The sequence below is a fragment of the Variovorax sp. genome, assembly GCF_965279555.1.
Classification (GTDB): domain Bacteria; phylum Pseudomonadota; class Gammaproteobacteria; order Burkholderiales; family Burkholderiaceae_C; genus Variovorax.
Genome location: NZ_OZ257247.1, coordinates 1,669,731 through 1,693,944, shown reverse-complemented (window position 1 = coordinate 1,693,944; position 24,214 = coordinate 1,669,731). Strand labels below are relative to the sequence as shown.

Annotated in this window: 22 protein-coding genes and 2 pseudogenes; 11 read left to right on the top strand and 13 right to left on the bottom strand. The window is 67.6% G+C overall.

The annotated features are described in order from the left end of the window. Positions 1–30: 30 nt before the first annotated feature. The 5 genes from ACQY8B_RS08110 to ACQY8B_RS08090 form a co-directional block, all read right to left on the bottom strand. Positions 31–1,743, bottom strand: coding sequence for an acyl-CoA dehydrogenase family protein (locus ACQY8B_RS08110; RefSeq protein ID WP_422086233.1), 1,713 nt, complete (start codon positions 1,741–1,743; stop codon positions 31–33). Next, a complete protein-coding gene (locus tag ACQY8B_RS08105) occupies positions 1,740–2,417 on the bottom strand; it encodes a TetR/AcrR family transcriptional regulator (protein ID WP_422086232.1) in 678 nt (225 codons plus the stop codon). Before ACQY8B_RS08105 ends, ACQY8B_RS08110 begins: the two co-directional genes overlap by 4 nt. Before the next feature lie 46 nt (positions 2,418–2,463). Further along, entirely contained in the window at positions 2,464–3,285 is an 822-nt protein-coding gene (locus ACQY8B_RS08100; RefSeq protein ID WP_422086231.1) for an AraC family transcriptional regulator, read from the bottom strand. 28 nt (positions 3,286–3,313) lie between these two features. Beyond that, positions 3,314–4,111, bottom strand: coding sequence for an acetoacetate decarboxylase family protein (locus ACQY8B_RS08095; RefSeq protein WP_422086230.1), 798 nt, complete (start codon positions 4,109–4,111; stop codon positions 3,314–3,316). 87 nt (positions 4,112–4,198) lie between these two features. Further along, the gene (locus tag ACQY8B_RS08090; protein ID WP_422086229.1) at positions 4,199–4,582 is read right to left on the bottom strand and encodes a response regulator; all 384 of its coding nucleotides are present in this window, start codon (positions 4,580–4,582) and stop codon (positions 4,199–4,201) included. Positions 4,583–4,760: 178 nt separating this feature from the next. Between ACQY8B_RS08090 and ACQY8B_RS08085 the strand changes: the two genes are divergently transcribed. Together ACQY8B_RS08085 and ACQY8B_RS08080 are read left to right on the top strand one after the other, a co-directional pair. After that, on the top strand, positions 4,761–5,153 hold the full coding sequence (locus ACQY8B_RS08085) for a hypothetical protein (protein ID WP_422086228.1): 393 nt from the start codon (positions 4,761–4,763) through the stop codon (positions 5,151–5,153). 48 nt (positions 5,154–5,201) lie between these two features. After that, positions 5,202–6,944: a hypothetical protein gene (locus ACQY8B_RS08080; RefSeq protein WP_422086227.1), complete on the top strand. Its 1,743-nt coding sequence runs from the start codon at positions 5,202–5,204 to the stop codon at positions 6,942–6,944. A gap of 31 nt (positions 6,945–6,975) precedes the next feature. On the opposite strand, the gene ACQY8B_RS08075 is transcribed toward ACQY8B_RS08080, so the two are convergent. Beyond that, complete coding sequence (locus ACQY8B_RS08075) at positions 6,976–7,101, bottom strand: hypothetical protein (protein ID WP_422086226.1); 126 nt, start codon at positions 7,099–7,101, stop codon at positions 6,976–6,978. 213 nt (positions 7,102–7,314) lie between these two features. Here ACQY8B_RS08075 and ACQY8B_RS08070 point away from each other — a divergent pair, with 213 nt between their 5' ends. Beyond that, complete coding sequence (locus tag ACQY8B_RS08070; RefSeq protein ID WP_422086225.1) at positions 7,315–8,691, top strand: NHL repeat-containing protein; 1,377 nt, start codon at positions 7,315–7,317, stop codon at positions 8,689–8,691. A 107-nt stretch (positions 8,692–8,798) separates the two neighbouring features. Here ACQY8B_RS08070 and ilvB read toward each other — a convergent pair whose 3' ends face one another. After that, the gene (gene ilvB, locus ACQY8B_RS08065) at positions 8,799–10,577 is read right to left on the bottom strand and encodes a biosynthetic-type acetolactate synthase large subunit (RefSeq protein WP_422086224.1); all 1,779 of its coding nucleotides are present in this window, start codon (positions 10,575–10,577) and stop codon (positions 8,799–8,801) included. Between the two features lie 65 nt (positions 10,578–10,642). Here ilvB and ACQY8B_RS08060 point away from each other — a divergent pair, with 65 nt between their 5' ends. Then, complete coding sequence (locus ACQY8B_RS08060) at positions 10,643–11,137, top strand: Lrp/AsnC family transcriptional regulator (protein ID WP_172839876.1); 495 nt, start codon at positions 10,643–10,645, stop codon at positions 11,135–11,137. Positions 11,138–11,187: 50 nt separating this feature from the next. Next, positions 11,188–11,823 carry a hypothetical protein gene (locus ACQY8B_RS08055; RefSeq protein WP_422086223.1) on the top strand — a complete coding sequence of 212 codons (636 nt, stop codon included), beginning with the start codon at positions 11,188–11,190 and terminating at the stop codon, positions 11,821–11,823. A 13-nt stretch (positions 11,824–11,836) separates the two neighbouring features. Here the strand turns inward: ACQY8B_RS08055 and ACQY8B_RS08050 are convergent, their stop codons facing one another. From ACQY8B_RS08050 to ACQY8B_RS08025, 6 genes and pseudogenes are all read right to left on the bottom strand, one after another. Then, a complete protein-coding gene (locus ACQY8B_RS08050) occupies positions 11,837–12,835 on the bottom strand; it encodes an OmpA family protein (RefSeq protein WP_422086222.1) in 999 nt (332 codons plus the stop codon). A gap of 132 nt (positions 12,836–12,967) precedes the next feature. Next, positions 12,968–14,200: a dienelactone hydrolase family protein gene (locus tag ACQY8B_RS08045; RefSeq protein WP_422086221.1), complete on the bottom strand. Its 1,233-nt coding sequence runs from the start codon at positions 14,198–14,200 to the stop codon at positions 12,968–12,970. 14 nt (positions 14,201–14,214) lie between these two features. Next, the gene (locus tag ACQY8B_RS08040) at positions 14,215–14,742 is read right to left on the bottom strand and encodes a flavin reductase family protein (RefSeq protein WP_422089169.1); all 528 of its coding nucleotides are present in this window, start codon (positions 14,740–14,742) and stop codon (positions 14,215–14,217) included. Continuing rightward, positions 14,716–15,951, bottom strand: a pseudogene (locus ACQY8B_RS08035) (styrene monooxygenase/indole monooxygenase family protein); the annotation flags it as partial. The gene ACQY8B_RS08040 and the pseudogene ACQY8B_RS08035, both read right to left, overlap by 27 nt. Before the next feature lie 7 nt (positions 15,952–15,958). Beyond that, positions 15,959–17,197 carry a styrene monooxygenase/indole monooxygenase family protein gene (locus ACQY8B_RS08030; RefSeq protein WP_422086220.1) on the bottom strand — a complete coding sequence of 413 codons (1,239 nt, stop codon included), beginning with the start codon at positions 17,195–17,197 and terminating at the stop codon, positions 15,959–15,961. A 42-nt stretch (positions 17,198–17,239) separates the two neighbouring features. After that, on the bottom strand, positions 17,240–18,031 hold the full coding sequence (locus ACQY8B_RS08025) for an SDR family oxidoreductase (protein ID WP_422086219.1): 792 nt from the start codon (positions 18,029–18,031) through the stop codon (positions 17,240–17,242). 182 nt (positions 18,032–18,213) lie between these two features. Here ACQY8B_RS08025 and ACQY8B_RS08020 point away from each other — a divergent pair, with 182 nt between their 5' ends. The 6 genes and pseudogenes from ACQY8B_RS08020 to ACQY8B_RS07995 all read left to right on the top strand — a co-directional run. Beyond that, positions 18,214–19,251 carry an AraC family transcriptional regulator gene (locus tag ACQY8B_RS08020; RefSeq protein WP_422086218.1) on the top strand — a complete coding sequence of 346 codons (1,038 nt, stop codon included), beginning with the start codon at positions 18,214–18,216 and terminating at the stop codon, positions 19,249–19,251. Positions 19,252–19,362: 111 nt separating this feature from the next. Further along, positions 19,363–19,659: an iron uptake protein gene (locus tag ACQY8B_RS08015; RefSeq protein ID WP_422086217.1), complete on the top strand. Its 297-nt coding sequence runs from the start codon at positions 19,363–19,365 to the stop codon at positions 19,657–19,659. Between the two features lie 34 nt (positions 19,660–19,693). Beyond that, entirely contained in the window at positions 19,694–21,379 is a 1,686-nt protein-coding gene (locus tag ACQY8B_RS08010; protein ID WP_422086216.1) for a PepSY-associated TM helix domain-containing protein, read from the top strand. Further along, positions 21,372–21,695 carry a DUF3325 domain-containing protein gene (locus ACQY8B_RS08005; RefSeq protein ID WP_422086215.1) on the top strand — a complete coding sequence of 108 codons (324 nt, stop codon included), beginning with the start codon at positions 21,372–21,374 and terminating at the stop codon, positions 21,693–21,695. Before ACQY8B_RS08010 ends, ACQY8B_RS08005 begins: the two co-directional genes overlap by 8 nt. 191 nt (positions 21,696–21,886) lie before the next feature. Next, a complete protein-coding gene (locus ACQY8B_RS08000) occupies positions 21,887–23,857 on the top strand; it encodes an ATP-binding protein (RefSeq protein WP_422086214.1) in 1,971 nt (656 codons plus the stop codon). A 37-nt stretch (positions 23,858–23,894) separates the two neighbouring features. Continuing rightward, a pseudogene (locus ACQY8B_RS07995) lies at positions 23,895–24,203 on the top strand (NAD(P)H-dependent oxidoreductase); the annotation flags it as partial. Positions 24,204–24,214: the final 11 nt, after the last annotated feature.

The window sequence follows — 24,214 nt, the reverse complement described above, 5'->3', positions numbered from 1 at the left end:
CGCCAGAGCCGACGAGATGGGTTTACCCGCTCAGCCCGCCACCGTCGAGCGATGCACGATCTTCCGCGCGGCAGCCTGCGTGACCGTGCCGCCCAGCGTTCCGTAGTGCGATCCCCACGCGCCCGAAGCACCAGGGCTGCGCGTGCCCATGAATGCATCCACGACCTCCTGGCTGCCGTGGCGCAGAAGCTCCGCGCCCTGGAGCGCCCGTGCAACAGCCTCGGTCATCGGCCGCGCCAGGAACTCATCGTCGATCGCGGCGCGCACCAGCCGCTCGGCATGGCTGACCAGTGCATCGAAGCGGCCATCCTGCCCTGCCAGCGGCTTCAGTTCACCGAACAACGCATCGATGGTGCGCGGGTCCTTGCTCATCGCGCGCCGAACGTCCATGCACATCATGTTGGCGGTCCCCTCCCACACGCTGTTGAGCGGGGATTCGCGGTACACGCGCGCCATCGGCCCCTCTTCGATGAAGCCGTTGCCGCCGTGGCACTGCAGGGCTTCGAAGGCAATGGAGGGCGCGCGCGAGCAGTTGAAGAACTTGGCCGCGGGCGTGGCGATGCGGGCCAGAAGTTTTTCGTGTTCGCTGGCGTTCATCAGGTCGGTGGCCTTGGCCACGCGCAGGGCCATCAGCGTGGCGGCCTCGACCTCCACGGCCATGTCGGCCAGCACGTTGACCATCATCGGGCGATCGGCAATCGAAGAACCGAACGCACCACGGGTGGTGGTGTGGCGCAGCGCCAGCGTCAAGCACTGGCGCATCAGCCCGGCCGAGCCCACCGCGAAATCCAGGCGCGTCAGATGGGCGTGCGAGAGTATTTCGCGGATGCCCTTGCCTTCTGCCCCCACCCGAATGGCGAGTGTTCCGGCGTACTCCACTTCGCTGGACGCGTTCGACTTGTTGCCGCACTTGTCCTTGAGGCGCTGCACGAAGAAGCGGTTGTAGCTGCCATCGGGCAGCGTGCGCGGCAGGAAGAAGCAGGTGACTTCGCCGTCGACCTTGGCCAGCGTGAAGAAGCCATCGGACTGGGGCACCGAGCAGAACCACTTGTGGCCGGTCAGTTCGTACCAGTGCGCCTTGGCGCCGTGATAGTCGCTCGTGTGCGAGTAGCGTGCCGTGGTCTGCGTCTGGCGCAGGTCGGAGCCGCCTTGTTTCTCCGTCATGGCATAGCCCACTACCACCGAAGGCTTGTCGCCCACTTCCTTGCGGCTGAACTCGTAGGCCGTGCCCTTTGATTTTTCCGCCCAGATCGCAAGCGCAGGCTCGGCTTCGAAGCCGGCGTGCGAGGCATACGCCATGCCCGTCGGGCACGCGGTTCCGTGCTCGACCTGGTTCCACAGGTACGACAGCACGGCGCGTGCGAAGTGGCCGTTCTTCTCCTGTGTGCGCCAGGTGAGGTTGGGCACTTCGTGCTTCCATGCGAGGGACATCAGCTCGTGCCAGCTCGGATGAAAGTCGACCCAGTCGATGCGATTGCCGAAGCGGTCGTGCGTCTTGAGCTCGGGGATGTGACGGTTTGCCAGGCGTGCCAGTTCCTGCACGTCCTCGTCGCCGGCAACCGCGCCCAGTGCTTCGCAGCGCGATGCGGCCCATGGCGCCTCACGCTCAATGGCCGCCCGCAGCACGGCATCGCCACTGAAGGCATTGAAGCCGCTGGCCGGCAGCGCCTGATTGAGCACTTCATGCGTGCTGTAGCGGTCCGCGGGCGCTTCGAGGATCTCCGCGGGAAGCGGCTTGTTCATGAGGGTCTCCGTGAGAGTTTCCGAACCGTGGAGGATGAAGAAGCAGCAGCTACGCTGGCGCAGGCCAGCTTGGCGATCTGGTCCGCCAGCATGGCCACCTCGCGCTGGTAGCCGTCCGTGTCCTGGTGCTGCTGGCGGCTCAACGGTGACAGCGGGCCGATCAGCCCCTCCATGAACCCGCCCACGATGACGGACGCGGCAATGTCTGGCTGGATGTCGGGCGCCATTTCCCCCGAAGACTGCCCCGACGCGACGATGGCGCGTATCACCTCGCTGATCGCCGCGCGGTACACCAGCCGGACCTCGTCGATCTCCTTGTCGCATGGCTCCGCGATCAGCGCATAAGCCAGGCGCGGGTTGCGCATGGCACGCCGCACGAAGGTCGCAACAGCGGAGCGCAACCGGCCCAAGGCCGTGTCTTCGGCAGCCGCGATCTCGGCCAGCACGTCCACTTCGCGTTGCGACACAGCCGAGAGCACCTCGGCGAACAGTTCAGCCTTCGAGGGGAAGTATCGGTACACGGTGCCGGTCGCGATACCGGCCGCGGCGGCAACGCTGGCGACCTGCGCTTCCCTCCAGCCGCCCTCGCTCACCAAAGCGCGGGCGACCTGCAGGATGCGCGTGCGGTTGTCCTGCAGGCGGGCTTCGACGGCGGCGGTTTGTCTGTAGGCCATGAATGAAATGAACCGGGATTCACCAATGATGTGAATCAGAGTTCATTCATTCAATCGGTAAAGACCCGCATCCGGGTTCCCGAGCCATGTAGTTGCCCGGCGTCACGCCGAAGCAGCGGCGGAACCACCGCGAGAAATGCGCCTGGTCCGTGAAGCCGCATTGCGCCGCCACGTCGGCCTGCGCGCTGCCTTCGCGCAGCAGAGCCTTGGCCCGGCCGATGCGGGCAAGCCGCGCATAGTGGGCCGGCGCCATACCCACGGCAAGGCGGAACAGGCGATGAAAGTGCTCACGTGACACGCCGAGCCTCGACGCCAGCGCGCCGGGGTCGATGCGGCAGGCGTCTTCGGTCTCAAGGGCCGCGCAGATTGCCTCGACGCGTTCGTCGCCCGCACGGCGCTCGACCGGCACCAGCTCGCGGCCGGTCTGTGCGCTCAAGACCTGCTCCAGCAGCCGCCCGACCCGAACGCCGTCTTCCGACAGCGCAGCGGCAGCGAGCGCATCGGCCGTCTCGGCGTCCTGCCACACGCCCTTCAGCAGTTCGCCCCGCAGTCCAGCAGGCCACCCGAACCGCGCCCCGACCCAGGCGTGCGGCACATACAGCATCACCATGCGAAAGCCCTGTGCGCTCACGCCGGCCGTGTGCAGCATGAAGGGCGCCATCAGCACCATATCGCCCGCCTCGGCAATGCAACGCTCGCCTGCGCAGGTGAATTCGCAGCGCCCTTCGAGGATGGCGCCCACGCTCCACTCGGCATGCCAATGGAGTTCGAAGTGCGCCTTGGGGTCGGCCGCGAACATCGCCTCGACCTGCGCGCCGTCCTCCATCGGAAGGCCGATGACATGCGAAGCGGCGGCGGGCGAACTCATCCCGCCAAGGGTAGCGCCGCCGGCGTCGTCATGCCTGCAGCGCACCGCGCACCGTGAGGCCGGTCCAGCCCGCGCTGGCCGCTGTCGCTTCCACCGGCCCGAGCAGCGCGAGTTCTTCCACCGGATGTTCATGGAAGCGCAAGCTCGCGCTGCCTGCCATCCAGCCCGATTCGACGCGGTCGATGATGTCGGCGCGCAGGTAGCGCGGCGTTGCACCGCTGCCCGGCTGCGTCAGGTCGGGCCAGCCGACGGCGCCCACGGTAGGTGCCGACAGAAAGCCCAATCGCCGCTCGGCCTTCTCGCCCGACAGCGTGACCGAGGCATCGACCAGCCGCCGCTCCTTCACGCTCAGGCTCGCGCCGAGCCGGCTGCCCGCGCTCAGGGGTGCCGCTGCGGGGTGGATCAGCGGCATGCTGCGCGTGAGCCAGGTGCTGCCGATCTTCTTGGGCCAGCCCTGCAGCCAGCCGCGCAGCAGCGAGATGTCCTGGTCGACGTAGATCAGCGGACAGTAGAAGCGCACATCGCCGCCGCCCTGCCCGGCCGCGATCTCGAGCACGACGATGGTCTCGCGGTACTGCGCATAGACGGGGTCCAGCAGCTCGCGCCCGTCATTGCCGCACGATTGCCAGTCGGCGAAGTGGACGCAGCCCTTGCCGGTGGCCGTGCCGAGCGCCGCAGGCACCAGCGCTGCGCCGCGTGCGGCATCGAATTCGAATGCGACGTTGACCATCCAGCCGGCGTAGTGCCAGGGCGGCGCCTGCACGAGCGCGCTGCGGCCGGAAGAAGTGAAGGGAGGAGTGAAAGAAGGCGCGGAAGAAGATGACATGGGGTGCGTGCGAGTTCAAGACCGCCGCACGATAGGCCCCGCTCGCGGCCGCGTCTTGTACGCCAGTGATCCCGCCCGCCTGGCCCGCTACCTCACCTCGGCCAGCGAGCGCTCCAGCGTCTGCGTCAGCTGCTCGACCGTGTAAGGCTTGCGCAGCCACACAGTGCCCTTCATTGCCGTGGCCGGCTCGGCCTGCCCCGTCACGAAGATCACCGGCACCTGATGGTCATGCAGGAGCCGTTCGGCCAGGTCGTGGCCCGACAGCGCGGGCAGGCCGATGTCCACCATCACCACGTCGAAAGCGCCATCGAAGAAACGCGCGATCGCGGCCTCGGCGCTCTTCACGCCTGTCGCCCAGTGCCCCAGGGCCTCGAGCAGCTTCAAGGTGGTGGCGAGCGTGTCGGCGTCGTCCTCGACCAGGAGCACCCGGAGCTTTTGTTGTTGTGTTGTCGGCAGCGGTTCTGTTGTCATTGAAATGCATTTTTCCAGACAAATCGCCGCAGCGCAGTTCGTGCGCACCCTTGGGCGCAGAGATCTACGCCAGATAGCGGCCTTGTCTGACTCGGCGTGTCGGCCATACAGGCGCGGGCCGGCCTCGTATCATGCAAAGCCCCGCTCCATTGGCGGCAGTTGCCACACAGGCACGCGCATGAACACACCCGCATCTCCCCTCGACGCCGCCGGACTGCGGCAACTCGCCCTTGCATCCAACCCTGCCGCATCGCCCTGCGCCTGTCGCCTTCAGGACGCTGCCGCCTGGGAAAGCATCACCGAAGAGCGCTGGCCCGAAGCCTTGATGCAGCAGGTCGGCACGCTGCGCGATCCCGATCTGTACGAACCGACCTTCGAGGAATGGCACCCCGGCGGCACGCGCTACGACTCGCCCGATGCGCCGATCTCGGTGACGCACTTTCCGTTCAACCGCTGCAACGTGTACCGCTGCGCCGCATGCTCGCTGCTGGTGCTGCGCTACACCGAGTTCGGCGGCTACTACATCGACCACCGCGTGCGGCGCGTCGATGCGGCATTGATCGCCGACTGACTGCGCAGCGGCCCGGCAGTGCGCTGCGTGCGCGGCACAATCGCCCGCGTGCAAATCCTCAGACACCGCCTGCCCTTGCTCCTCGCGCTGGTCCTCACCGTAGCAACTAGCTTCGTGGCGAGCGCCACGAATGCCGCAGAGCCGGTGCTGCTCGTTACCGCGCCTGCCGCCTTGCGGACGGCCGAGCGCTCCGGCGCCGGCTTCGCTCGCTGGTTCGATGCGGCAACGCCGGCATCGAGCGACGGCGTCGCCACCAACGAGGCGCTGGCGCGTTCAGCCGCGTGGCGCGCCATCACCGGCCCGCTGGGCGACAGCCTCGCCGGCATCCAGCGGCGCGACCGGCAGGCCGGCGTCGGCGTTGCGCGTTATCCGCACCGGCTGTTCGACGCGCGCTGGCTGGCGAGCCCCGATGCGTTCTTCGAGCTGGTCGGCGTTGCCAACCGCATGGACCGGCGGCCCTTCCAGAACGGCGCCTGCGGCGAGACACGGCTGGTGTACCGGCTGGCCTACCGCACCGCCACGATGCAGTCACGCCTGCCGATGACCGTCAACGTCGAACTGCGCGGCGACGCACCCGACGCCGACGGCAGCTGCGCGGCCACGGCCCGCCTCTGGCAGCCGCCGCAGGCCATGACCGGCGACGAGGCGCTGGGCCGCTGGCTGGTGTCGGCCGACGGCCCGCTGGCGCCGAAGCGCCTGGAGCACGCGCGCATATCGCAGCTCACGACCAACCTGCAGAGCGTGCGCTGGCCCTCGGCGGTGCGGCCCGACCTGGGCGGCCATGCCGAGTACATGCTGCGCGCCTTCCGCTGGAACGCGGGCACGAAGCGCTACGAGGTAAAGCCGCTGGAGAACACGCCCGATGTCGCGAAGCTCAAGGCCAGCGCGCCTCTGCGCAAGGAACTGCAGCAGTGGCTGCGCCAGCCGGACAACCTGCGCGCGCTCGACGAGGCGACCTTGCAGATCCCCGAGAGGTTCCTTGCCACCGAAGCCGTGTCGGTCGCGCCGCGCGGGCTGGAGCGGCTCGCGAACCGCCCCTTCGAACAGGTGTTCGCGCCCGGCGAATGGCAGGCGGAGCCCGGCAGCCGCACGCTGCGATCGCCGCAGGCGCTGCTGCGCCGCCTCGACGACCTGAGCTGCATGGGCTGCCACCAGAGCCGCGCGGTGGCCGGCTTTCACCTGCTGGGCGTGGACCGCCGTGGCGCATCGCGCACCTTCACCACCGGCAATGCACTCGCGGTACCGCACTCGCCCCATGTGCAAGACGAACTGGCGCGGCGCACGGCGTATGTGCGGGCCTCGCTGTCGACGCCCCGGCCCGATCCGTTCCGCCCGCTGGCCGAGCCGCTGGAAGCAAACACCGCCGCCGAGCCCGCGACGGTCGGCGCCCGCTGCGAGCCTACGCGCATCACGCCGTCGGCCAACCCCTGGCTCGACCGCGCCGAGAAGCTGCCGCGCATCTCCTGCGAAGGCGCGGCCTCCGTGTGCGAGAAAACCTCGGTCGGCTTCCCGGGCGGCATGTGCTCGGGCCCCTGTGATCCGAAGGACCCGAACGGCACCTGCGGCGGCATCGCCATCCTGAGCGACTTCAACAGCTGCCTCGCCGCGAAGAAGCCGTTCGGCGAATGCCTGGCCAAGCACACGCGCCCCGGCAACCTGCGCAGTTGCTCCGCGCAGCAGCCCTGCCGGGACGACTACATCTGCGCGCAGGCCGACGGCCAGCCCGAAGGACGCGGCGCCTGCATTCCGCCCTACTTCCTGTTCCAGATGCGGGTGGACGGGCACTCCTGACGAACGCTGGTCCGTCCGTCCACTCAATAGATCAGGCAGCCGAATCGAGCGCCAGTTGCGTCTGCGTGACGACGGCGCAGCGCTTGCCCTCCGCATCGGCGATCCGTGCGCAGCGGCGGGCGCTCGATGCGCTGCGCGAGAGCGTGCAGCGTTTCAACCCTCTTTTCTTGCTCCCTCTCCCCTCGGGCAAGTCGTCGATGCGATGGGCATAGCACTCTCTGTTTGAGATGGCCGACCGCGAAAAATACCAAATTCAGGGGATGCCTTCAGACACCGTCATTAACAATAATTGACATTTAGAAACCCACTGCACGCCCGTCGGCAGTGGGCTTCTTTTTGCTGAGTCATACAACCATAAAGAGGGGTCAAGATGCTTTTCAGTCAAGCAAGCTCGGTCGCGCGAATCGGCGCCGTGGCCGGTGCGGTCATGTTGGTGGCATCGTGCGGCGGGGGCGGCGGCGGGGGTGGTTTTCTGCCGGTGGTCGCACCGGCGACGGTGCCGCCCGTCGTGAACCATTCCATTGGCGGCACGGTCACCGGCCTCGCCGGCCACCTAGTGCTGCAAAACAATGGCGGCGACGACCTCAAGCTGTCGGCCGATGGCAAGTTCACCTTTGCAACGCCCCTGGTCGAGGGCTCGGACTACAAGGTGAGCGTCCGTACGCAACCCCTGTGGCAGTTCTGCACCGTCACCAAGGGCACCGGCAAGGCTTCGGCCGACGTGAGCGACGTGACGGTGGCCTGCTCTGCCGCGGCGGCCAAGGTCGAGACGCTCGCCGGCAGCACCGGCACCTCGGGCGCTGCCAACGGCAAGGGTAGCGCCGCATCGTTCTTGCTGCCTTGGGGCATCGCCGTCACCAAGGATGGTGGTCTGCTCATCGGCGACTGGGGAAACAATATCGTGCGCAAGATTTCGCCCGAGGCCGACGTCACTACGTTTGCTGGCAACGGAAACTTCGCGACAGTGAACGGCAACGGCACCAACGCATCGTTCGAAGACCTCGCCAGCCTCACCGTGGATGCAACCGACACCGCCTTCGTCGCGGACGCCCAAGGCCACCGAATCCGCAAGATCACGCCGACGCGCGATGTGACCACGGTGGCGGGCAACGGCACGAACACCACGACCGATGGCAACGGAACCAACGCCACCTTCAACACGCCCGTGTCGGTGGCCGCGGATGCTGTCGGCAATCTGTACGTTCTGGAGTATGGCGGCGCCGTCGTCCGCAAGATCACCCCGGCCGGCGATGTCACCACGCTGGCCGGCAGCAGCCCGCGGGGCTTTGCCGACGGCACGAAAACCGACGCGAAATTCGGGCGCGGCTACAACATTGCCATCGATGTGTCAGGCAACCTCTACGTCGCCGACTCCGAGAACAATCGAATTCGCAAGGTCACCCCCGACGGGGTGGTCACGACATTTGCAGGGACGGGGACGCCCGGTGCCACCGATGGACCCGGGAAATCCGCGACTTTCTCCAGTCCTCGCGGCGTCGCTGTCGATGCGGACGGCAATGTCTACGTGGCCGATTTCGGGAACAGCCTGTTGCGCAGGATCACACCGGCAGGGGTGGTCTCCACGCTCGCCGGCCAAGAGGGCAACAAGGGTGGGCAAGACGGCATCGGCAAGGCTGCCACGTTCAATCAGCCCCAAGGGCTCACGATCAACGCAGCGGGCACGCTGTATGTCGCCGACACCTTCGGCAATTTGATCCGCAAGGTCACGCCGGTTCAGGCCCCCTGAGGCGCGCTGCGGCGACGTGTGCCGAGCGCGTCGCCGCGTGCAAGAAGCGCATGCGCACTGATCAAAGCTCGGGCAAAAACTCGAGCGATGTTGTCAGTCCCCTGCCCTCACTCCCCCTCGTACCACCTGTCCTTCGCCAGCATCACCCTGTGATGTCCGTGCCCCGACGGCATCATCGGAAAGCAGTTCTCCTGCGCCGCCACCTCGACGTTGAGAAAGAACGGCCCCTCGCTGGCCAGGCATTCGGCCAGCGCCTCTTCCAGCTCGGCCGGGTCGGTCACGCGGCGCGCGCCCCAGCCGAAGGCCTTGGCCAGCGCCACGAAGTCGGGCAGCGCCTCGTTCCAGCTGTGGCTCAGGCGGTTGCCGTGGTTCAGCTCCTGCCACTGGCGCACCATGCCCATATAGCCGTTGTTGCACAGCACCAGCTTCACCGGCACTCGGTGCTGCACGGCAGTAGACAGCTCCTGGATGTTCATGAGCACCGACGCATCGCCGCTCACGCAAACCGTCAGCGCCTCGGGGTGCCCGATCTGCGCGCCGATGGCGGCCGGCAGGCCGTAACCCATGGTCCCGGCGCCGCCGGAGGTAAGCCAGCGGCGCGGGCTGTCGAAGCGCAGGTATTGAGCGGCCCACATCTGGTGCTGGCCGACATCGGTCGAGACGATCGCGTCGCGCCCGGCAATGGCACGCTGCAGCGAAGACATCAGTTGCTGCGGCAGGATCGCGTCCTCGCGCGTCTCGAAGGCCAGGCAGTCTTCGGCGCGCCAGCGTTCGATGCATGCCCACCAAGGCGCCAGCCGCTCGGGGGCAAAGCTCCCTGGCAGCAGCGCCAGCAGGCCTTCGAGGATCGCCGCGCAGTCGCCCACCATCGGCACGTCGACGTGCACCACCTTGTTGATGCTGCCGGGGTCGATGTCGATGTGGATCTTGCGTGCATGCGGGCAGAACTCGTCGAGCTTGCCGGTGACCCGGTCGTCGAAGCGCGCGCCGATGCACACCACCAGGTCGGCCTCGTGCATCGCGAGGTTGGCCTCGAGCATGCCGTGCATGCCCAGCATGCCGATGAACTTGGGGTCCGACGCGGGGAAGGCGCCCAGCCCCATCAGCGTGAGCGTGCACGGCGCATGCAGCAGGTGCACCAGTCGCGTGAAGGCTTCGCAGGCCTCGGGGCCGGAGTTGATGAGCCCGCCGCCGCCGTAGATGACCGGCCGGCGCGCCGTCGACAGCAAATCAGCCGCGCGCTGCATCATGGCCTTGGGCGGCATCGCGGCGCGGCTGGTGCGCAGCGCGCGCAGCGGCGCCGGCTCGGGAGAATGGCTGAGGCGGTTGAGCTGGATGTCCTTCGGCACGTCGAGCAGCACCGGCCCGGGGCGCCCGGTGGTGGCGATCTCGAGTGCGCGCCGCACCAGCGAAGGCACGTCGTCCGCCGAGCGCACCTGGCGGTTCCACTTGGTCACCGAGCGCGACATGCCCAGCGCGTCGCTCTCCTGGAAAGCCTGGGTGCCGATCACCGCGGTCGCCACCTGCCCGCTGATGCACAGCACCGGCACCGAGTCGCTCATGGCGTCCAGCAGCCCGGTGATGGTGTTGCCCACGCCGGGGCCGGAGGTGACCAGCACCACGCCCACCCGGCCGGTGCTGCGCGCGTAGCCCTCGGCCGCGTGCACCGCCGCCTGCTCGTGGCGCACCAGCACATGGCGCAGCCGCGGCTCGCCATGCAGCGCGTCGTACAGCGGCAGCGCCGCGCCGCCGGGATAGCCGAAGATGGTGTCGACGCCGCACTCGACCAGCGTGTCGAGCAGGGCTTCGGCACCGTTGCGCACCACGGGGGGCGCCTCGGGGTGGAGGGACAGGGAGGGCGTGAGGGGTAGGTCGAGCAGTCGCATGCCGTCAATTCTTCCGGCTTGAGCGCAAAATATGCTTCTTTCTTTTGGCTCTTTGGACTCGATTCATGAAGATCAATCGGCAAATCATCGGTGACAACGAAGGATCTTTCGACAAGACCGATCTGGCGATCCTCCGCGTGCTGCTGCTGGATTCCCGCAAGACCCTACAGGAGATCGGCAACGAGGTCGGCCTGTCGCCCACCAGCTGCTGGACGCGCATCAAGAAGCTCGAGGCCACGGGCGTCATCAAGCGCTACACGGTCGATGTCGATCCGGCCAAGCTGGGCTACCACGACTCGGTGATCGTGCAGGTCACGCTGGAGAGCCACACCGACGAAACCCTCTACGACTTCGGCCGCGTGCTCGCGACCATTCCCGAGATCCAGGAGGCCTACCTGGTCTCCGGCGACTACGACTACTACATCCGCATCGCCGTGCGCGACACCCGCGACTACGAACGCCTGCTGCGCGAGAAGCTCTACAAGATCCCCGGTATCCGGCACAGCAAGTCGCACTTCGTGCTGCGCGTGCTGAAGGAGACCAGCGTGCCGGTCATCTGAAGAAGGTGCGAACATCGCGGGGCACTGGAACTCCCCCAAAGGATCTTCGGATGTTCGATTTCTTCAGGAAGAAACCTCCGCCCGCGCCCGCCAAGGAAGCGGGCCCCTCCGTGCCGCCTCCCCTGGCGGGCCGCAACGGGCACCTGGGCGGCATCGAGGCGATCAGGCTGGACGGCACCATGTATTTCTTCGGTTTCGACTTCCGCAGCGACCTCGTGCTGTCGCCGCTCATTGCCGACCCCGCGCTCATGGCCCGCTTTGCCAGCCGCCACATGACGCAGCGCGACGGCGCGCACGACGAGGCTTACTGGAGCCAACTCGTGGGCCATGCCGTCGAAGGCTCGGAGCTGTGCAGCGACGAGCCCGCCCGCACATTCGACAGCCGCGCGCTCGCTGCCACCATCGCAAGCCTGGGCCGCGTACGCCGCGAAGGCACGCCCGAGCCCGGCTTCGGGCTCCCTTACCACTTGCGCTACCTGTTGGGCGCGGCGGGCGGCTGGGAAGTGCCGGAAGAAGCCGGCACCGAGGACGCCGATGTGTGGATCGGCCAGGTCGCGGGCGACGAGCCCGTTGCCGGCAGCACCACGCTGCAGGAAGTGGCCGCGCGGCTGCAGGCGCACCTGAACGCGCTGGTCGAGGCCGCGCCCGGCAACTGGGCGACGCTGTTCACCGTGCTCAAGAGCTGAGGAAGCCGGCCGCTCAGAGCCGGATCAGTTCGACCCGCCTGTTCTTCGCGCGCCCCGCCTCGCTGTCGTTGGGCGCCACCGGCTCGGCCGAGCCCGCGCCACGGGTCGTGAAACGGCGCGGGTCCACGCCGGCTTTCACCAGCACCGCGATCACCGCCAGCGCGCGGCGCTTCGAGAGGTCGTCGTTGTGCTTCGCGTCTCCCTGCGCATCGGTGTGGCCCACCACCGAGAGCTTCAGCGGCGGGTTGGCGCGCATGAGCTTGGTCATTTCGTCGAGCGTGGGCTGCGACTCGGGCCTGATGATGTCCTTGTCCAGGTCGAACAGGATGCCGTAGAGGTTGATGCGCCCCGTCTCCGCCAGGCTCTTCTGCATGGCCGTGGCATCGACGAAGACGATCTTGTTGTCCTCCATCGCCTTGGTCTCGACCACGCGCACGAAGGCGTGGTTGCCCACGTCGGCGTTGTGCTCGGCCAGCGCGATGCTGGCGTACACGGTGCCCGTGGGTCCGGTCTTCTTCGCGAGCAGGTAGCGGCCGCTCACCGCGAAGTAGTTGCGCGCATAGTCGCCCCGGCTGCCCAGGCGCGGCCATTCGGGGTTGTCGAAGGCCAGCGCAAAGTCGTAGGGCGTGTTCGTGTCCACGCTGTTGGGGCGCGGCCTGTAGCACGACGCATTGGCCGTGCCGCAGGTGAACAGGACCTCGAAGCCCTTGGCCTTGAGGCTGGACTCGTAGTTGCGCTGCACCTCGAGCAGCGAGCGCTCCTTGGGCAAGCGGTAAAGGTAGAGCGTGACCTTGCCCTCGACCTGCAGCAGGTCGGGCTTGCCCCCGCCCCAGTTCTGGAACGGCTCCTTGATGAGGCCGACCTCGTCGTACGCGGCGGCCTTGTAGCCGTCGAGCACCGCGCCCTCGTAGCGGCCGACCAGCGGATGGTCCTTGGCGGGCTCTGCGGCGAACGCACCGGCAAGCAGCAATGACAGCGATGCCGCGCAGGCGACGCGCATGAATCGGGCCATGAAAGCAGTCTGAGTCATCGAAGGCGTCGGCAAGAACGGCGATGCACTGCATGCTAGGCAGGGAAGCCGCCGCTGTGCATTCGACGGATGGCCTATGCCGTGGCCGGACCGCGCCGGCCCGGCCTCATTGCCTCAGCGCATCAACGTGTTCGACGGCAAGGTCTCGTCCAGCAGCTTGCGCGCCGTCTCGATGCCCGCCACCGGCAGCAGCTTGGGGTCGAGCAGGCCGACCTGCACCAGCACGCTGGCCTGGTCCCAGTAGATGTGCTCGTGATAGAGCTTGTCGCCGCGGAACTTGATGACGGCCAGCAGCGGTACTTCCACCCTCTTGCCGGTGGGCGCCACGCCCGGCAGCATCCACGGGATCTCGGTGGTGTGGGTGAAGCTGAACAGCAGTTCGTCGACCACCTGGGTGGCGCCGATGGTGCGCGAGATGGAGGTGAGCGCGGTGTCCGGCGGGTTGCTGTTGACGAAGTGGTTCGTGTAGAAGGCGTGCAGGTCCTTGTAGCCCACGCCGCCGGTCATGGTCGGGATGTGGTTGACGTAGGGCTCGGCAACCATGGTGCTCATGGTGTCGTCGACGTTGCGCGTGCCGAACTCGTATTCGCAGTGCTTGTCCCACAGCGCCGAGAGGTCGTAGTGCGGGCCGATGGCGTCTTTCAGCGTGGCGATGCTGCGCTCGTGCGCCATGAGCGCCGAGGGCTTGTGGAAATGCTCGCCGCCGGCGCGTGCAAAGGCGTGGTCCATGCCGGGGTAGACATGCAGCTGCACGCCGGGCCGGCCCTTGAGCGCAGCCAGGATGCGGTCGCGCGCCTCGGGCGGGCAGAACTTGTCGAGCTCGGCGATGTGCAGGGTCAGCGGGCACTTGATGTTGTCGGCCTCGCCCAGCGCGGCGTCGATGCCCACGCCGTAGTAGCCGACCACCGCGTCGGCGTCGGTGCGGCAGGCGCTGAGGTAGGCGAGCTTGCCGCCAAGGCAGAAGCCCAGCACGCCGACCTTCTTTCCCGTCACTTCGGTGCGGGCACGCAGCGCGTCGATGGCGGTCTGCATGTCCTGCATGCCCTTGGCTTCGTCGAAGCCGCCGTACAGGGCAAAGGCACGCTGCCAGTCGGCTTCGCTGTAGCCCAGCTCCACGTCGGGCTCCTGGCGCCAGAACAGGTCGGGCACCAGCACCACGTAGCCTTCCTCGGCGTAGTAGTCGGCCACCTCGCGCATCGTGTGGTTGATGCCGAAGATTTCCTGGGCGATCACGAGGCCGGGGCCGGTGCCCGCTTCGGGCAGCGCCAGGTAGCCGCGGAAGGCGCCGCTGCCGTCGGCGGCCTGCATCTGGATGTATTGGCCCGAAGCCTTGGTTTTCTCTTGCATGTGGGTTCTCCGTTCTATTGCTGCAAACATTCCGGGTGCCGCGTCGTCACCTGGTAGTAGCCCGAGTGAAAGACCAGCGGCTCGCCGTCGAAGCGGTCGTAACGCTCGACCTCGCCGATGAAGATGAGGTGATCGCCCCCGTCATACTGCCTGACATTGCGGCAGACGAAGCGCGCAATGACATCGTTGAGCAAGGGCACGCCCGCCGTGCCCTCGCAGCAATCCACGCCGCCGAACTTGTCGGCCTGCGGCGTCGAGAACTGGCGCGACAGGTGATGCTGGTGCGCCGCCAGCACGTTGATCGCGAAATGGCTGGCGCCCGTGAAGTCCGCCACGCTCGGCGCGTTGCGCGCCAGGCTCCACAGCACCAGCGGCGGATCGAGCGACACCGACGAGAACGAGTTGGCCGTCATGCCCACGCGGCGCCCGTCGATGGCGCGGGTGGTGATGACGGTCACGCCGGTAGAGAACTGCCCCAGCGCCTTGCGGAAGTCGCGGCGGTCGAAGCGGTCGACCACGGCCTCGCGCGCCCTGGCCTCCAGGAAGCGATCGGCCTCCACAGCGTCGAACCACCAGGGAGCGAAGGCGCGCGGATCGTCGAAGCCGTTGACCACCGTGCTCGCGACCGCGGGCATGTGCGTCGCGCTCTGCAGCAGCTTGTGCAGGTGCGGCGTGGGCGGCGCGAGAAGGCTGCGGGTCCAGTCGGTGGCCCAGCGGGCATAACCCTCCCAGTAGCGGTCGAAGGTCTGCTGCATCCACGCCGCGTCGAAGGAGGCGTCGGCGTTTTCGAGGATGCGCTGGAGGTAGATGTGAGCGCTCTTGGCCGCGTTGTTCGAGCCCTGCCCGGTGATCGGGTCGTTGAGTACAACCACGTCGGCCAGGCCCAGCACCTTGCGCCCTGACGGCAGCGTGGCCACGGGCTTGCGCACCGTGGGCGCGAAACTGCCGGCGAGGATGCCGTTGTCGTCGGTCAGCTCGATGCTCTGGCAACGCTCGGCCTCCCAGGGCAGGAAGGTTTCGAGGATCTGCTTGCTGCGCGCCAGGTGCTCCTGCGGCGTCTTCACGTCGGCCCAGCAGTCCATCGGCCCGCCCGGTATGCCTTCGAACACCATGATCTCGCACGGGCCGCTGGTCGTGAGCGCCGGGAACACGAAGTACTCGCCCACGCCGGGAATCAGGTTGAAGCACACGCGCGAATAAGGCTGCGCCGGCTTCATGCCCTTCACATAGGTCAGCGCCAGCACGCGCTGCGGCGCATCGAAGGCGCTGCGTTCGGCATCGCGCTCGAACAGCTTCGCAATCTCGCCCTTGCCGCTGGCCACGATCACCAGCTCATGCGTGCGCGCGCACGCCTCCAGTGCCTCGAGCCCCACGGCCTTGAGCACGAGCCGGCCGCCGCGTTGCTCGAAGGCATTCATCCAGCCGTGGATCTTGAGGCGCTGGTCGACCGACTGGGCCGCGCCGTCGAGCCGCGCGCTCCACTCGATGGCCTTGCCGCCCTGCGGGTTGCGCACCGTCATGCCGATGCCTTCCACGCGCGGGCAGTCGCCGGCCCAGAAGTCGAGCCCGAGTTCGCGCTCGGTCTGCAGCGCGGTCTCGAACATGCACTGGCTGGACATGACCGGCCCCTCGAGGATCTCCCGCGCGCTGCGGTTCGAGAAAACCGTCACCTCGTGCCCGGCCGCCTGCAGGCCCAGCGCAAGCTGCATGCCGGACTGGCCGGCGCCGACGATGGCCACGCTTCTTTTCATTGCGTCGTCAGGCCGTGGCGGCGCAGGTTTCGATGTAGCGGTCGGCCTCCACCGGGTCGGCGAACCACGGGAAGAATGTGCGCGGGTCGTCGAAGCCGTTGGCGAAGGCGCTGGCCAGCGTCGGCATCGCGCCGGCGCTGCCGAGCAGCTTCAGCACATGGGGCGGCGGCGGCGTGAGCAGCATGTTGGTCCACTGCGTGACCCACTGCGAATAGCCGAACCAGTAGCGGTCGAAGGTCTGCTGCATCCACGAGGCATCGGCCGCGCCGTCGCCGCGCGCGAGGATGCTCTTCAAGTACACGTCGGCGCACTTGGCCGCGTTGTTCGAGCCCTGCCCGGTGATCGGGTCGTTGAGCACCACCACGTCGGCCAGGCCCAGCACCTTGCGCCCCGAAGGCAGCGTGGCCACGGGCTTGCGCACCGTGGGCGCGAAGCGGCCGGCGAGGATGCCGTTGTCGTCGGTCAGCTCGATGTCCTTGCAGCGCTCGGCTTCCCACGGCGTGAAGGTGTCGAGAATCCACTTGCTGCGCGCCAGGTGCTCCTGCGGCGTCTTCACGTCGGCCCAGCAGTCCATCGGCCCGCCTGGAATGCCTTCGAACACCATGATCTCGCACGGCCCGCTGGTCGTCAGCGCGGGGAACACGAAGTACTCGCCCACGCCGGGAATCAGGTTGAAGCACACGGCCGAGAACGGTTCGCGCGGCTTCATGCCTGTCACGTAGGTCAGCGCCAGTGCGCGCTGCGGCTTGTCGAAGGTCGACTTGTGGGCGTCGCGCTCGAAGAGCTTCGAGATCTCGCCCTTGCCGCTCGCTACCAGCGTGAGGTCATGCGTTTGCGTGCAGGTTTCGAGTTCGTCGATGCCCGCGTCCTTGAAGACCAGTTCGCCGCCCTTCTTCTGGAAATCGGCCATCCATGCCGGAATCTTCACGCGCTGGTCGACCGACTGCGCGCTCGAGTTCAGCCGGGCCGTCCAGTCGATGGCCTTGGCGCCCTGCTGCTCGGGGTGCGGCACGGCCAGGCCGATGCCGTCGACCGTGGGGCATTCCTTGGCCCAGTGGTCGAGCCCGAGGTCGCGCTCGATCTGCAGCGAGGTGTGGAACATGCACTGGCTCGACATCACCTTGCCGTTGCGTATGTCGTCTGCCGTGCGGTTGCTGAACATAGTGACTTCGTAGCCCGCGCCCAGCAGGCCGAGCCCCAGTTGCAGGCCCGACTGGCCCGCGCCGACGATTGCGATTCGCTTCATTGCCTTGCTCCTTGCTTGCTTGGTTGCTTGGTTGCTTGCTGGTCAGTCCATCAACTTGGGAATGGCCGGCACGGCCTGCTCGGGGCCCATGGCCGCGTAGCCGCCGTCCACTGCGTAGTCGGCGCCGGTCACGAAGCTCGCGTGTTCCGAGCACAGGAACAGCACCACCTGCGCCACCTCGTCAGGGTCGCCCACGCGGCCGAGCAGGTGGAAAGGCGCGGCCACGCGGTCGGTCTTGGCACGGTCGCCGTTGCTCAGGCGGTCCATCACGGCCGACCATGTCCAGCCCGGCGACACGCTGTTCACCCGGATGCGGTCGCCCGCCAGGTCCATGGCCATGTTGCGGGTGAGCTGCGCCATCGCGGCCTTGCTGACCGGATACAGCCAGCGCCCGGTCTGCGCCACGCGCGACGAGATGCTCGTGAAATTGACCACCGCCCCGCCGCCCGCCTCGACCATGTGCGGATGCACCGCCTGCAGCATCGCCACCGCGCTGGCCACGTTCACGTTGAACGAGGTGAGCCAGTCGGCGCGCCGCGACTTGAAGCCGTCGTCCACATAGGAGCACGCGAGGTTCACCAGAAAATGCACCCCGCCGTGCCGCTGCGCGGCCTGGGCCACGCATGCCGCCACCCGGGCGTCGTCGGTGATGTCGGTGTGCGCGAAGAGCGCGCCGGCGCCCAGCGAATCCGCCAGCGCCTGTCCGTTGGCGGCGTCGATGTCGGCGATGGTCACCTTCACCCCGGCGGCGTGCAGCGCGCGCACCACGCCGGCTCCTATCAATGTGGCACCGCCGGTGACGATGGCGCTCTTGCCTTCGAGTCCCTTGAACATGACGCTGGCTCTCCTCTTGGTGGATCGACCGGGCCGGGCTGGCCCGTGGGGTCGTACGTTAGGAGGTCGGAGCGCGCGGACGCATCCCGCAAGCGCAGGCGCTGTCCCTGCCGCGCATGTTTTTGACGAGGGGCGATCCGAATTGTGGGCGGGGATGGTTTTTGCTACGGTGCCCCAGCCCCATGGAAACCGCCGCCACGACCCCACGGCTGCCGCTGCAGCGCTACCGACTGTTCGAAAGCCACGACATGGACGAGGCGCGCGAAAGCGTGGCCCGCGTGTTCTGCCCGCACGGCCTGACCATGCTGCGGCCGCGCACCGAACTGGACGCCTGCCACCACAGCGCGCGCCTGCACCGGGACGTGAGCCTCAACTATGTGCAGTACGGCCCGGGCGTGCAGATCGACCCGGGCTATCTGCAAGACTTCTTCCTGCTGCAGATTCCGCTGCGCGGCGGCGCGGACATCCGCTGCGGCGCGCAGCAGGTCGAAGCCACGCCCAGCCTCGCCTCGCTGCCGTCGCCGACCGAACAGCTCTCGATGCGCTGGGCCGACGACAGTCCGCACCTGATCGTGCGGCTGGCCCGTCCGGCGCTGCAGTCGCGGCTCGAGGCGCTGCTGCAGGCGCCGGTTCGGCAGGCGCTGGTGTTCGAGCTCGGCGTGCCGCTCGACAACCCCGCGCTGGCACCGCTGGTGCATTTCATCGACTACCTGCGGCTCACGCTCGACGCCGGCAACTCGCTGCAGGCTGGCGGCAGTCGCCTGGCCGAGCATGCAGAGGCCTACCTGATGGCAAGCCTGCTGATGTCGGCGCGGCACAACCACTCGGGCGCCCTGGCCGGCGACGCGCAGCGCGGCCTGATGCCGCGCGTAGTCCGCAAGGCGCAGGAGTTCATGGCTGCGCACGCCGAGCAGCCGGTGTCGCTGGCCGACGTGTGCCGCGAGGTCGGCTGCAGTGCGCGGGCGTTGCAACTGGCGTTTCGCCAGCATGCGGGCCAGGGGCCGATGGAGTTCCTGAGGGAACTCAGGCTCGACCGGGTACGGGCCGACCTGCTGGCGGCGGCGCAGCGCAACGACGGTGGCAGCGTGCGCGAGACGGCGGAGAAATACGGCTTTCTTCACCTCGGTCATTTCGCGGCGCAGTACCGCGCCCGCTTCGGCGAAAAGCCCTCCGAGACGCTAGCGCATAGGGCTTGCGGCGGCGAAATCAAGATACTATGAGAATAGTTCTTATTTGATTCAGGGCGTCGAATCGGCTATTCGTTCGAGGCGGCCGACCTGGCTCAAGACGTATCCGCGCGGCTCACCACCGCGCCACGCCGCCTCGACAGCATGACCGCTTCAAACGTTTCTCCTTCCCGCATCGCCTGGCGCATTGCCGCCGGCATGCTCGGCGGCTACGCCTTCACCTGGGGTTTCATCGCCCTGGCCATCGGCCTGCTGTTCGCGGCCCGCATGGAATTCCACGACGCCGAGGCGCTGGGCTACATCGTCGGCTTCATCGTCTTCCTGGTCGCGTTTCTCTGGGCGTTCTCGGCACACAGCCTGGCGCGTGTGTGGCTGGTGCTGGCCGGCGGCGGCGCGCTCATGGCTGGTGCCGCCTGGCTGGTGCAGCGCGCGCTGCTCTGATTGTTGGCGCGCACGCGCAAGGAGACCCAAGTCCGTGTTCCAGAATTTCCGCCTCTCGATGGCCTGGCTTCATACGTGGTTCGGCCTTGTGCTGGGCTTCGTGCTGATGGCCGTCTTCTTCTTCGGCTCGCTTTCGGTGTTCGACCGCGAGATCGACCGCTGGGCGATTCCCTCGACCCGCTTCGAGCCGCAGCCCATGCCGTCGTTCGACAAGATGCTGCTGCCCGTCTTCCAGGACATGAAGCCCAGCGCCCAGAGCATCGAGCAGGCCCGCAGCCGCGTGAGCGGCCCCATGGCCGACAGCTTTCCGGTGGTCAAGAGCTGGGGCGCGTACACCACGCACCGCGACCCGGTGCTCAGCCTGTTCTCCAGCTATGAGCTGCCCAATGCCAAGGACCCCGAAGACAGCGTTTTCGGCGACCGCACCATCGACCCGCGCAACGGCAGGCTGCTACCCGACGACCACCTGAAGATCGGCAGCCAGTTCTTCTACCCGCTGCACTACAGCCTGCACCTGGAGTGGAAGAACCTGGGCTACTTCATCGTCGGGTTCTCGGCGCTCGTCATGCTGGTGGCGCTGGTCAGCGGCGTCGTCATGCACCGCAAGATCTTCCGCGAGCTTTTCACCTTCCGCCCGCGCAAGCACACGCAGCGCAGCACGCTCGACCTGCACAACCTGACCGGCGTGGTGGCGCTGCCCTTCCATTTCATCTTCGCCTTCTCGGGGCTGGTGATCTTCGGCAGCATCTACTTTCCGATCACCGACACCCAGCTCAAGCCGCTGCACGACCTGCATGAAAAGTACGAGGCAATGGAAACCGGCCTGCCGCACGACCGCGCGGGCGTGCCCGGCACGCTGGCTTCGGTGGACGCCATGGTGGCCGAGGCCAAGCGCCGCTGGGCCGCCAGGGACATGGCCGGCGACGTCGGCTTCCTCAGCGTGCAGCACGTGGGCGACGCCAACAGCTACGTCAGCGTGTACCGCGCCGGCACCGACCGCATCGCGCTGACCGGCGAAGGCATCCACTTCAAGGCCTCGACCGGCGAAGTGCTGCGCGAAGACCCGCCGCTCACGCCCGTGGCCAGCGTCAACACCTTCCTCACAGGCCTGCACCTGCAACACTTCCGCCACTGGCTGCTGAGGTGGCTGTATGTGCTGGGCGGCCTCTCGGGCTGCGCGTGCATTGCCACCGGCTTCGTCTTCTTCGTGGAAAAGCGCAAGCGCCAGCATGCGAAGCAGGAGCGCGGCGGCGCGCGCTGGGTCGATGCCTTCGCGGTGAGCACCGTGACCGGCATGCTCGTCGCCACGCTCGCCATGCTGATCGGCAACCGCCTGCTGCCGGACGACCTGCCGGCGCGCGGCGACTGGGAAAAGTACATCTTCTGCGGCGCATGGCTGCTCGCGTTCGCGCACGCCATCTGGCGCACCGCGCCCGTCGCCGAAGCGCGCATGGCGCCGGCCTGGGCGGAGCAGTGCTGGGCCGTAGCCGCCATGGCCGTGGCTGCGGTGCTGCTGAACTGGGCGACCACCGGGGACCACCTGCTGCGCACCATCGGCCAGGGCTACTGGCCCGTGGCCGGGGTCGACCTGTTCATGCTCGCGAGCGCGGCGGTCGCGGTAATGGCGGCACGCAAGCTCGGCCGCCGCGCCGGCATGGCCCCCGCCGTGGCGAGACCTCGCGCGGCTGCCGCCGGCGTGGAGGAGAGCGCCCGTGCCTGACGCCCTCCTCCTGCTGCTGGCCGTGGCGGCCAACATCGCCGGCCTGGGCTGGCTGGCGCTGGCCATGGATGTTCATTGGGAACAGGCGTTCGGCCCGGTGCCCGCGTCGCGCGGCACGGTCGTGCTGCTTCGGGTGCTTGGCGTATCGGGGCTGCTGGCATCGCTGCTGCTGTGCCTGGCGGTCGACCACGCCTCGATGGCTTCGCTCGTGTGGTTCATGACGCTGGCCGGCGCCGCGCTGACGATCGCGTTCACCGCCGCCTGGAAGGCGCGCTGGCTCGCCTTGCTGGCGGCCTGGGTCCGTCCGGCCGCCTGACACGCCCCTCCACCCCGGGGTGGGCAAAGCCTGCCCTGCGCCCCTGCCTGTCACGAAAAAGTATTCCCCGGCGAGGGGGAAGGCGGCTTGGCCAACGACATAATGGCGGCCGCGCGGAAGCGGGCCGGTCCCGGCATTCATCCGGCGCACCTATAGCAAGCTGAACAAGATTTCCAAGGCAGAAGCGATCTATGAGGCTTGGCCGCAAAGGCTGTTGGCGAATCGGCCGGTCGATCGCAAAGCTCTGGCTGGCGCTGCTGCTGGCCGTCCTGCCCTTTGCGCACGCCGATGAATCGCCGCAGAGCAATTACACCGCCGTCCACATCACCCGGGCGGAACTGCTGTCCGTTACCGGTACGGGCTATTCCCTCCCGCCCCAGCACATCGAAGACGCCACGCTGCCGAGCGCCGGCTGGAAGCCGGTCAGCCTCCCGTACACGGCCTTGCGTGAACTCGTGCCCACGGCCTCGAGCGGCATGCGGGCCGTCACCGACTGGTACCGCATCGACCTGTCGGGCCAGCCCCGGACGACGCAGCAACGCGTTCTCTACCTCCCGCGCTGGAAAACCCTGGGGCACATTGCCGTCTACGGCGACGGCGTGCTGCTCTACCAGTCGCACGGCAGCCCCATCCACAACGGCTACAACCATCCGCTGCTGCTGCCGCTGAACGCGACCGCGAATACGCTGTCGCCGAAGTCCTTGCTGATCCGGGTCGACCGCCTGCGCAACAGCGGAAGCGGGTTCTCCACGGTGTGGGTGGGCGACGAGAATGCCCTGGCCTGGCGCTACCAGTCGCGCCAGATGCTGCAGGTGCAGTTGCCGTTCATGGGCAGCGCGGCGTTCCTGGCGGTGGGCGCCTTCGCATTCGCGGTGTGGCTGGGCAAGCGGCGCGAATCGCTCTACCTGCTGTTCTCCGCCATCTCGGCAGTGGCGTTCCTGCGGATGCTTCACTACTACGTGGGCGGCAGTTACCTGCCGATTTCGGACGAATGGTTCGAATGGGTGACCGTGGCCAGCCTGCTCTGGCTGATCGTCCTCATCCACTTGTTCCTGCAGCGCCTGCACCAGCAGCCCTCGGCCTGGCTGACCCGGCTGGCGCTGGGCCTGACGCTGGCCTGCAACATCGCGACGCTGCCGCATGTGTCGACGTCGATCGTCAGCCTGTACCTATTCACGCCGCTGCTCAACCTGGCGGTATTGCCCGTGGCGGTGCTGATCTTTGCCGTGAACCTGCGCAAGGCCTTGCGGGCGCAACTGCCCGAGGGCCGGCTGGTGGCGGGCTGGACTGTCTTCGCCGTCGTGTTCACCTCCTACGACGGGCTCCTGCAGAACAACCTGGTCAGCCCGGAGAGCGTGTACACCTCGCCCTACGCCGTCATCGGCCTGTTCTTCGTGTTCTCTTTCATCATGTTCCAGCGCTACACCGGCGCGTTTGCCGAGGTGGGACGGCTGAATACGGAACTGGTCCTGCGGCTGCGGGCACGCGAGGCCGAACTGGAGCAAAGCTACCAGCGCCTGCGCGTGATCGAGAACCAGCAGATGCTCAATGCCGAACGGCGGCGCCTGATGCAGGACATGCACGACGGCCTGGGTTCATCGCTGATCAGCGCCATCCGCTCGGTCGAGCGCGGCACCATGAACGAGGCCGAGATTTCGAGCGTGCTCAAGAGCTGCATGGAAGACCTGAAGCTGGTGATCGACTCCATGGAAAGCGTCGACGCCGACCTGCTGCTGCTGCTGGCGACCCTGCGTTTTCGCCTGGCGCCGCGCATCGAGAGCGCCGGCGTCGCGCTGCGCTGGGAGGTGCAGCCCGTGCCCGTGCTGGCCTGGCTGGACCCGAACAGCGCGCTGCACATCCTGCGGATCGTTCAGGAATGCGTTGCCAACGTGCTGCGCCACACGCGGGCCTCCACCATCTGCTTCAGCACCGCGACAACAGACGACGGCGTTTGCGTGGTGATCGAGGACAACGGCGAGGGTTTCGCCGTGGAAGAGGCCCTGCGCCGGCATGGCCGCGGGCTGCGCAACCAGCAGCAGCGTGCGCAGGCCATCGGCGCCAAGGTGAGCTGGGAATCCGGCAGCGCCGGCACCCGGTTCACGCTCTGGCTGCCTCTTCACCGCGACGTGGACACAGCAGCGAAGGCCCTGGACCCCATTTGAGCCCCTCCAGAGGCTGGCCGCGATCTGCTCGCGCAGCCAATCGCACTACGCGCCGCGCGGCATCAACGGGCCGATGGACGACCTGCTGCTTCCCATCCAGCACGGCATCCTCTATTACCCCGGCTTCGACGTGCTGCCGCCTTACGCGGTGCATCGCACGAACAAGATCGACGATGCCGCCTATGCACGCATCACCGGGGAACTGGGACAGCGGCTCGACACGCTCTTCACGACCGAACCGATCCCGTTCCGCCGCCAGAACGCCGGCGACTACGAGATTCCCGCGCTCACCCCGCGCGAGGACATCGCGCCGGGCAAGACGGGCTTTTCAGTGCACACCGCTTAAGGAAGCGCTAC

Coding starts and splice junctions, on each gene's coding strand:
- ACQY8B_RS08110 (WP_422086233.1), bottom strand. CDS start 1,743: ATGAACAAGCCGCTTCCCGCGGAGATCCTCGAAGCGCCCGCGGACCGC.
- ACQY8B_RS08105 (WP_422086232.1), bottom strand. CDS start 2,417: ATGGCCTACAGACAAACCGCCGCCGTCGAAGCCCGCCTGCAGGACAAC.
- ACQY8B_RS08100 (WP_422086231.1), bottom strand. CDS start 3,285: ATGAGTTCGCCCGCCGCCGCTTCGCATGTCATCGGCCTTCCGATGGAG.
- ACQY8B_RS08095 (WP_422086230.1), bottom strand. CDS start 4,111: ATGTCATCTTCTTCCGCGCCTTCTTTCACTCCTCCCTTCACTTCTTCC.
- ACQY8B_RS08090 (WP_422086229.1), bottom strand. CDS start 4,582: ATGACAACAGAACCGCTGCCGACAACACAACAACAAAAGCTCCGGGTG.
- ACQY8B_RS08085 (WP_422086228.1), top strand. CDS start 4,761: ATGAACACACCCGCATCTCCCCTCGACGCCGCCGGACTGCGGCAACTC.
- ACQY8B_RS08070 (WP_422086225.1), top strand. CDS start 7,315: ATGCTTTTCAGTCAAGCAAGCTCGGTCGCGCGAATCGGCGCCGTGGCC.
- ilvB (WP_422086224.1), bottom strand. CDS start 10,577: ATGCGACTGCTCGACCTACCCCTCACGCCCTCCCTGTCCCTCCACCCC.
- ACQY8B_RS08060 (WP_172839876.1), top strand. CDS start 10,643: ATGAAGATCAATCGGCAAATCATCGGTGACAACGAAGGATCTTTCGAC.
- ACQY8B_RS08055 (WP_422086223.1), top strand. CDS start 11,188: ATGTTCGATTTCTTCAGGAAGAAACCTCCGCCCGCGCCCGCCAAGGAA.
- ACQY8B_RS08050 (WP_422086222.1), bottom strand. CDS start 12,835: ATGGCCCGATTCATGCGCGTCGCCTGCGCGGCATCGCTGTCATTGCTG.
- ACQY8B_RS08045 (WP_422086221.1), bottom strand. CDS start 14,200: ATGCAAGAGAAAACCAAGGCTTCGGGCCAATACATCCAGATGCAGGCC.
- ACQY8B_RS08030 (WP_422086220.1), bottom strand. CDS start 17,197: ATGAAGCGAATCGCAATCGTCGGCGCGGGCCAGTCGGGCCTGCAACTG.
- ACQY8B_RS08025 (WP_422086219.1), bottom strand. CDS start 18,031: ATGTTCAAGGGACTCGAAGGCAAGAGCGCCATCGTCACCGGCGGTGCC.
- ACQY8B_RS08020 (WP_422086218.1), top strand. CDS start 18,214: ATGGAAACCGCCGCCACGACCCCACGGCTGCCGCTGCAGCGCTACCGA.
- ACQY8B_RS08015 (WP_422086217.1), top strand. CDS start 19,363: ATGACCGCTTCAAACGTTTCTCCTTCCCGCATCGCCTGGCGCATTGCC.
- ACQY8B_RS08000 (WP_422086214.1), top strand. CDS start 21,887: ATGAGGCTTGGCCGCAAAGGCTGTTGGCGAATCGGCCGGTCGATCGCA.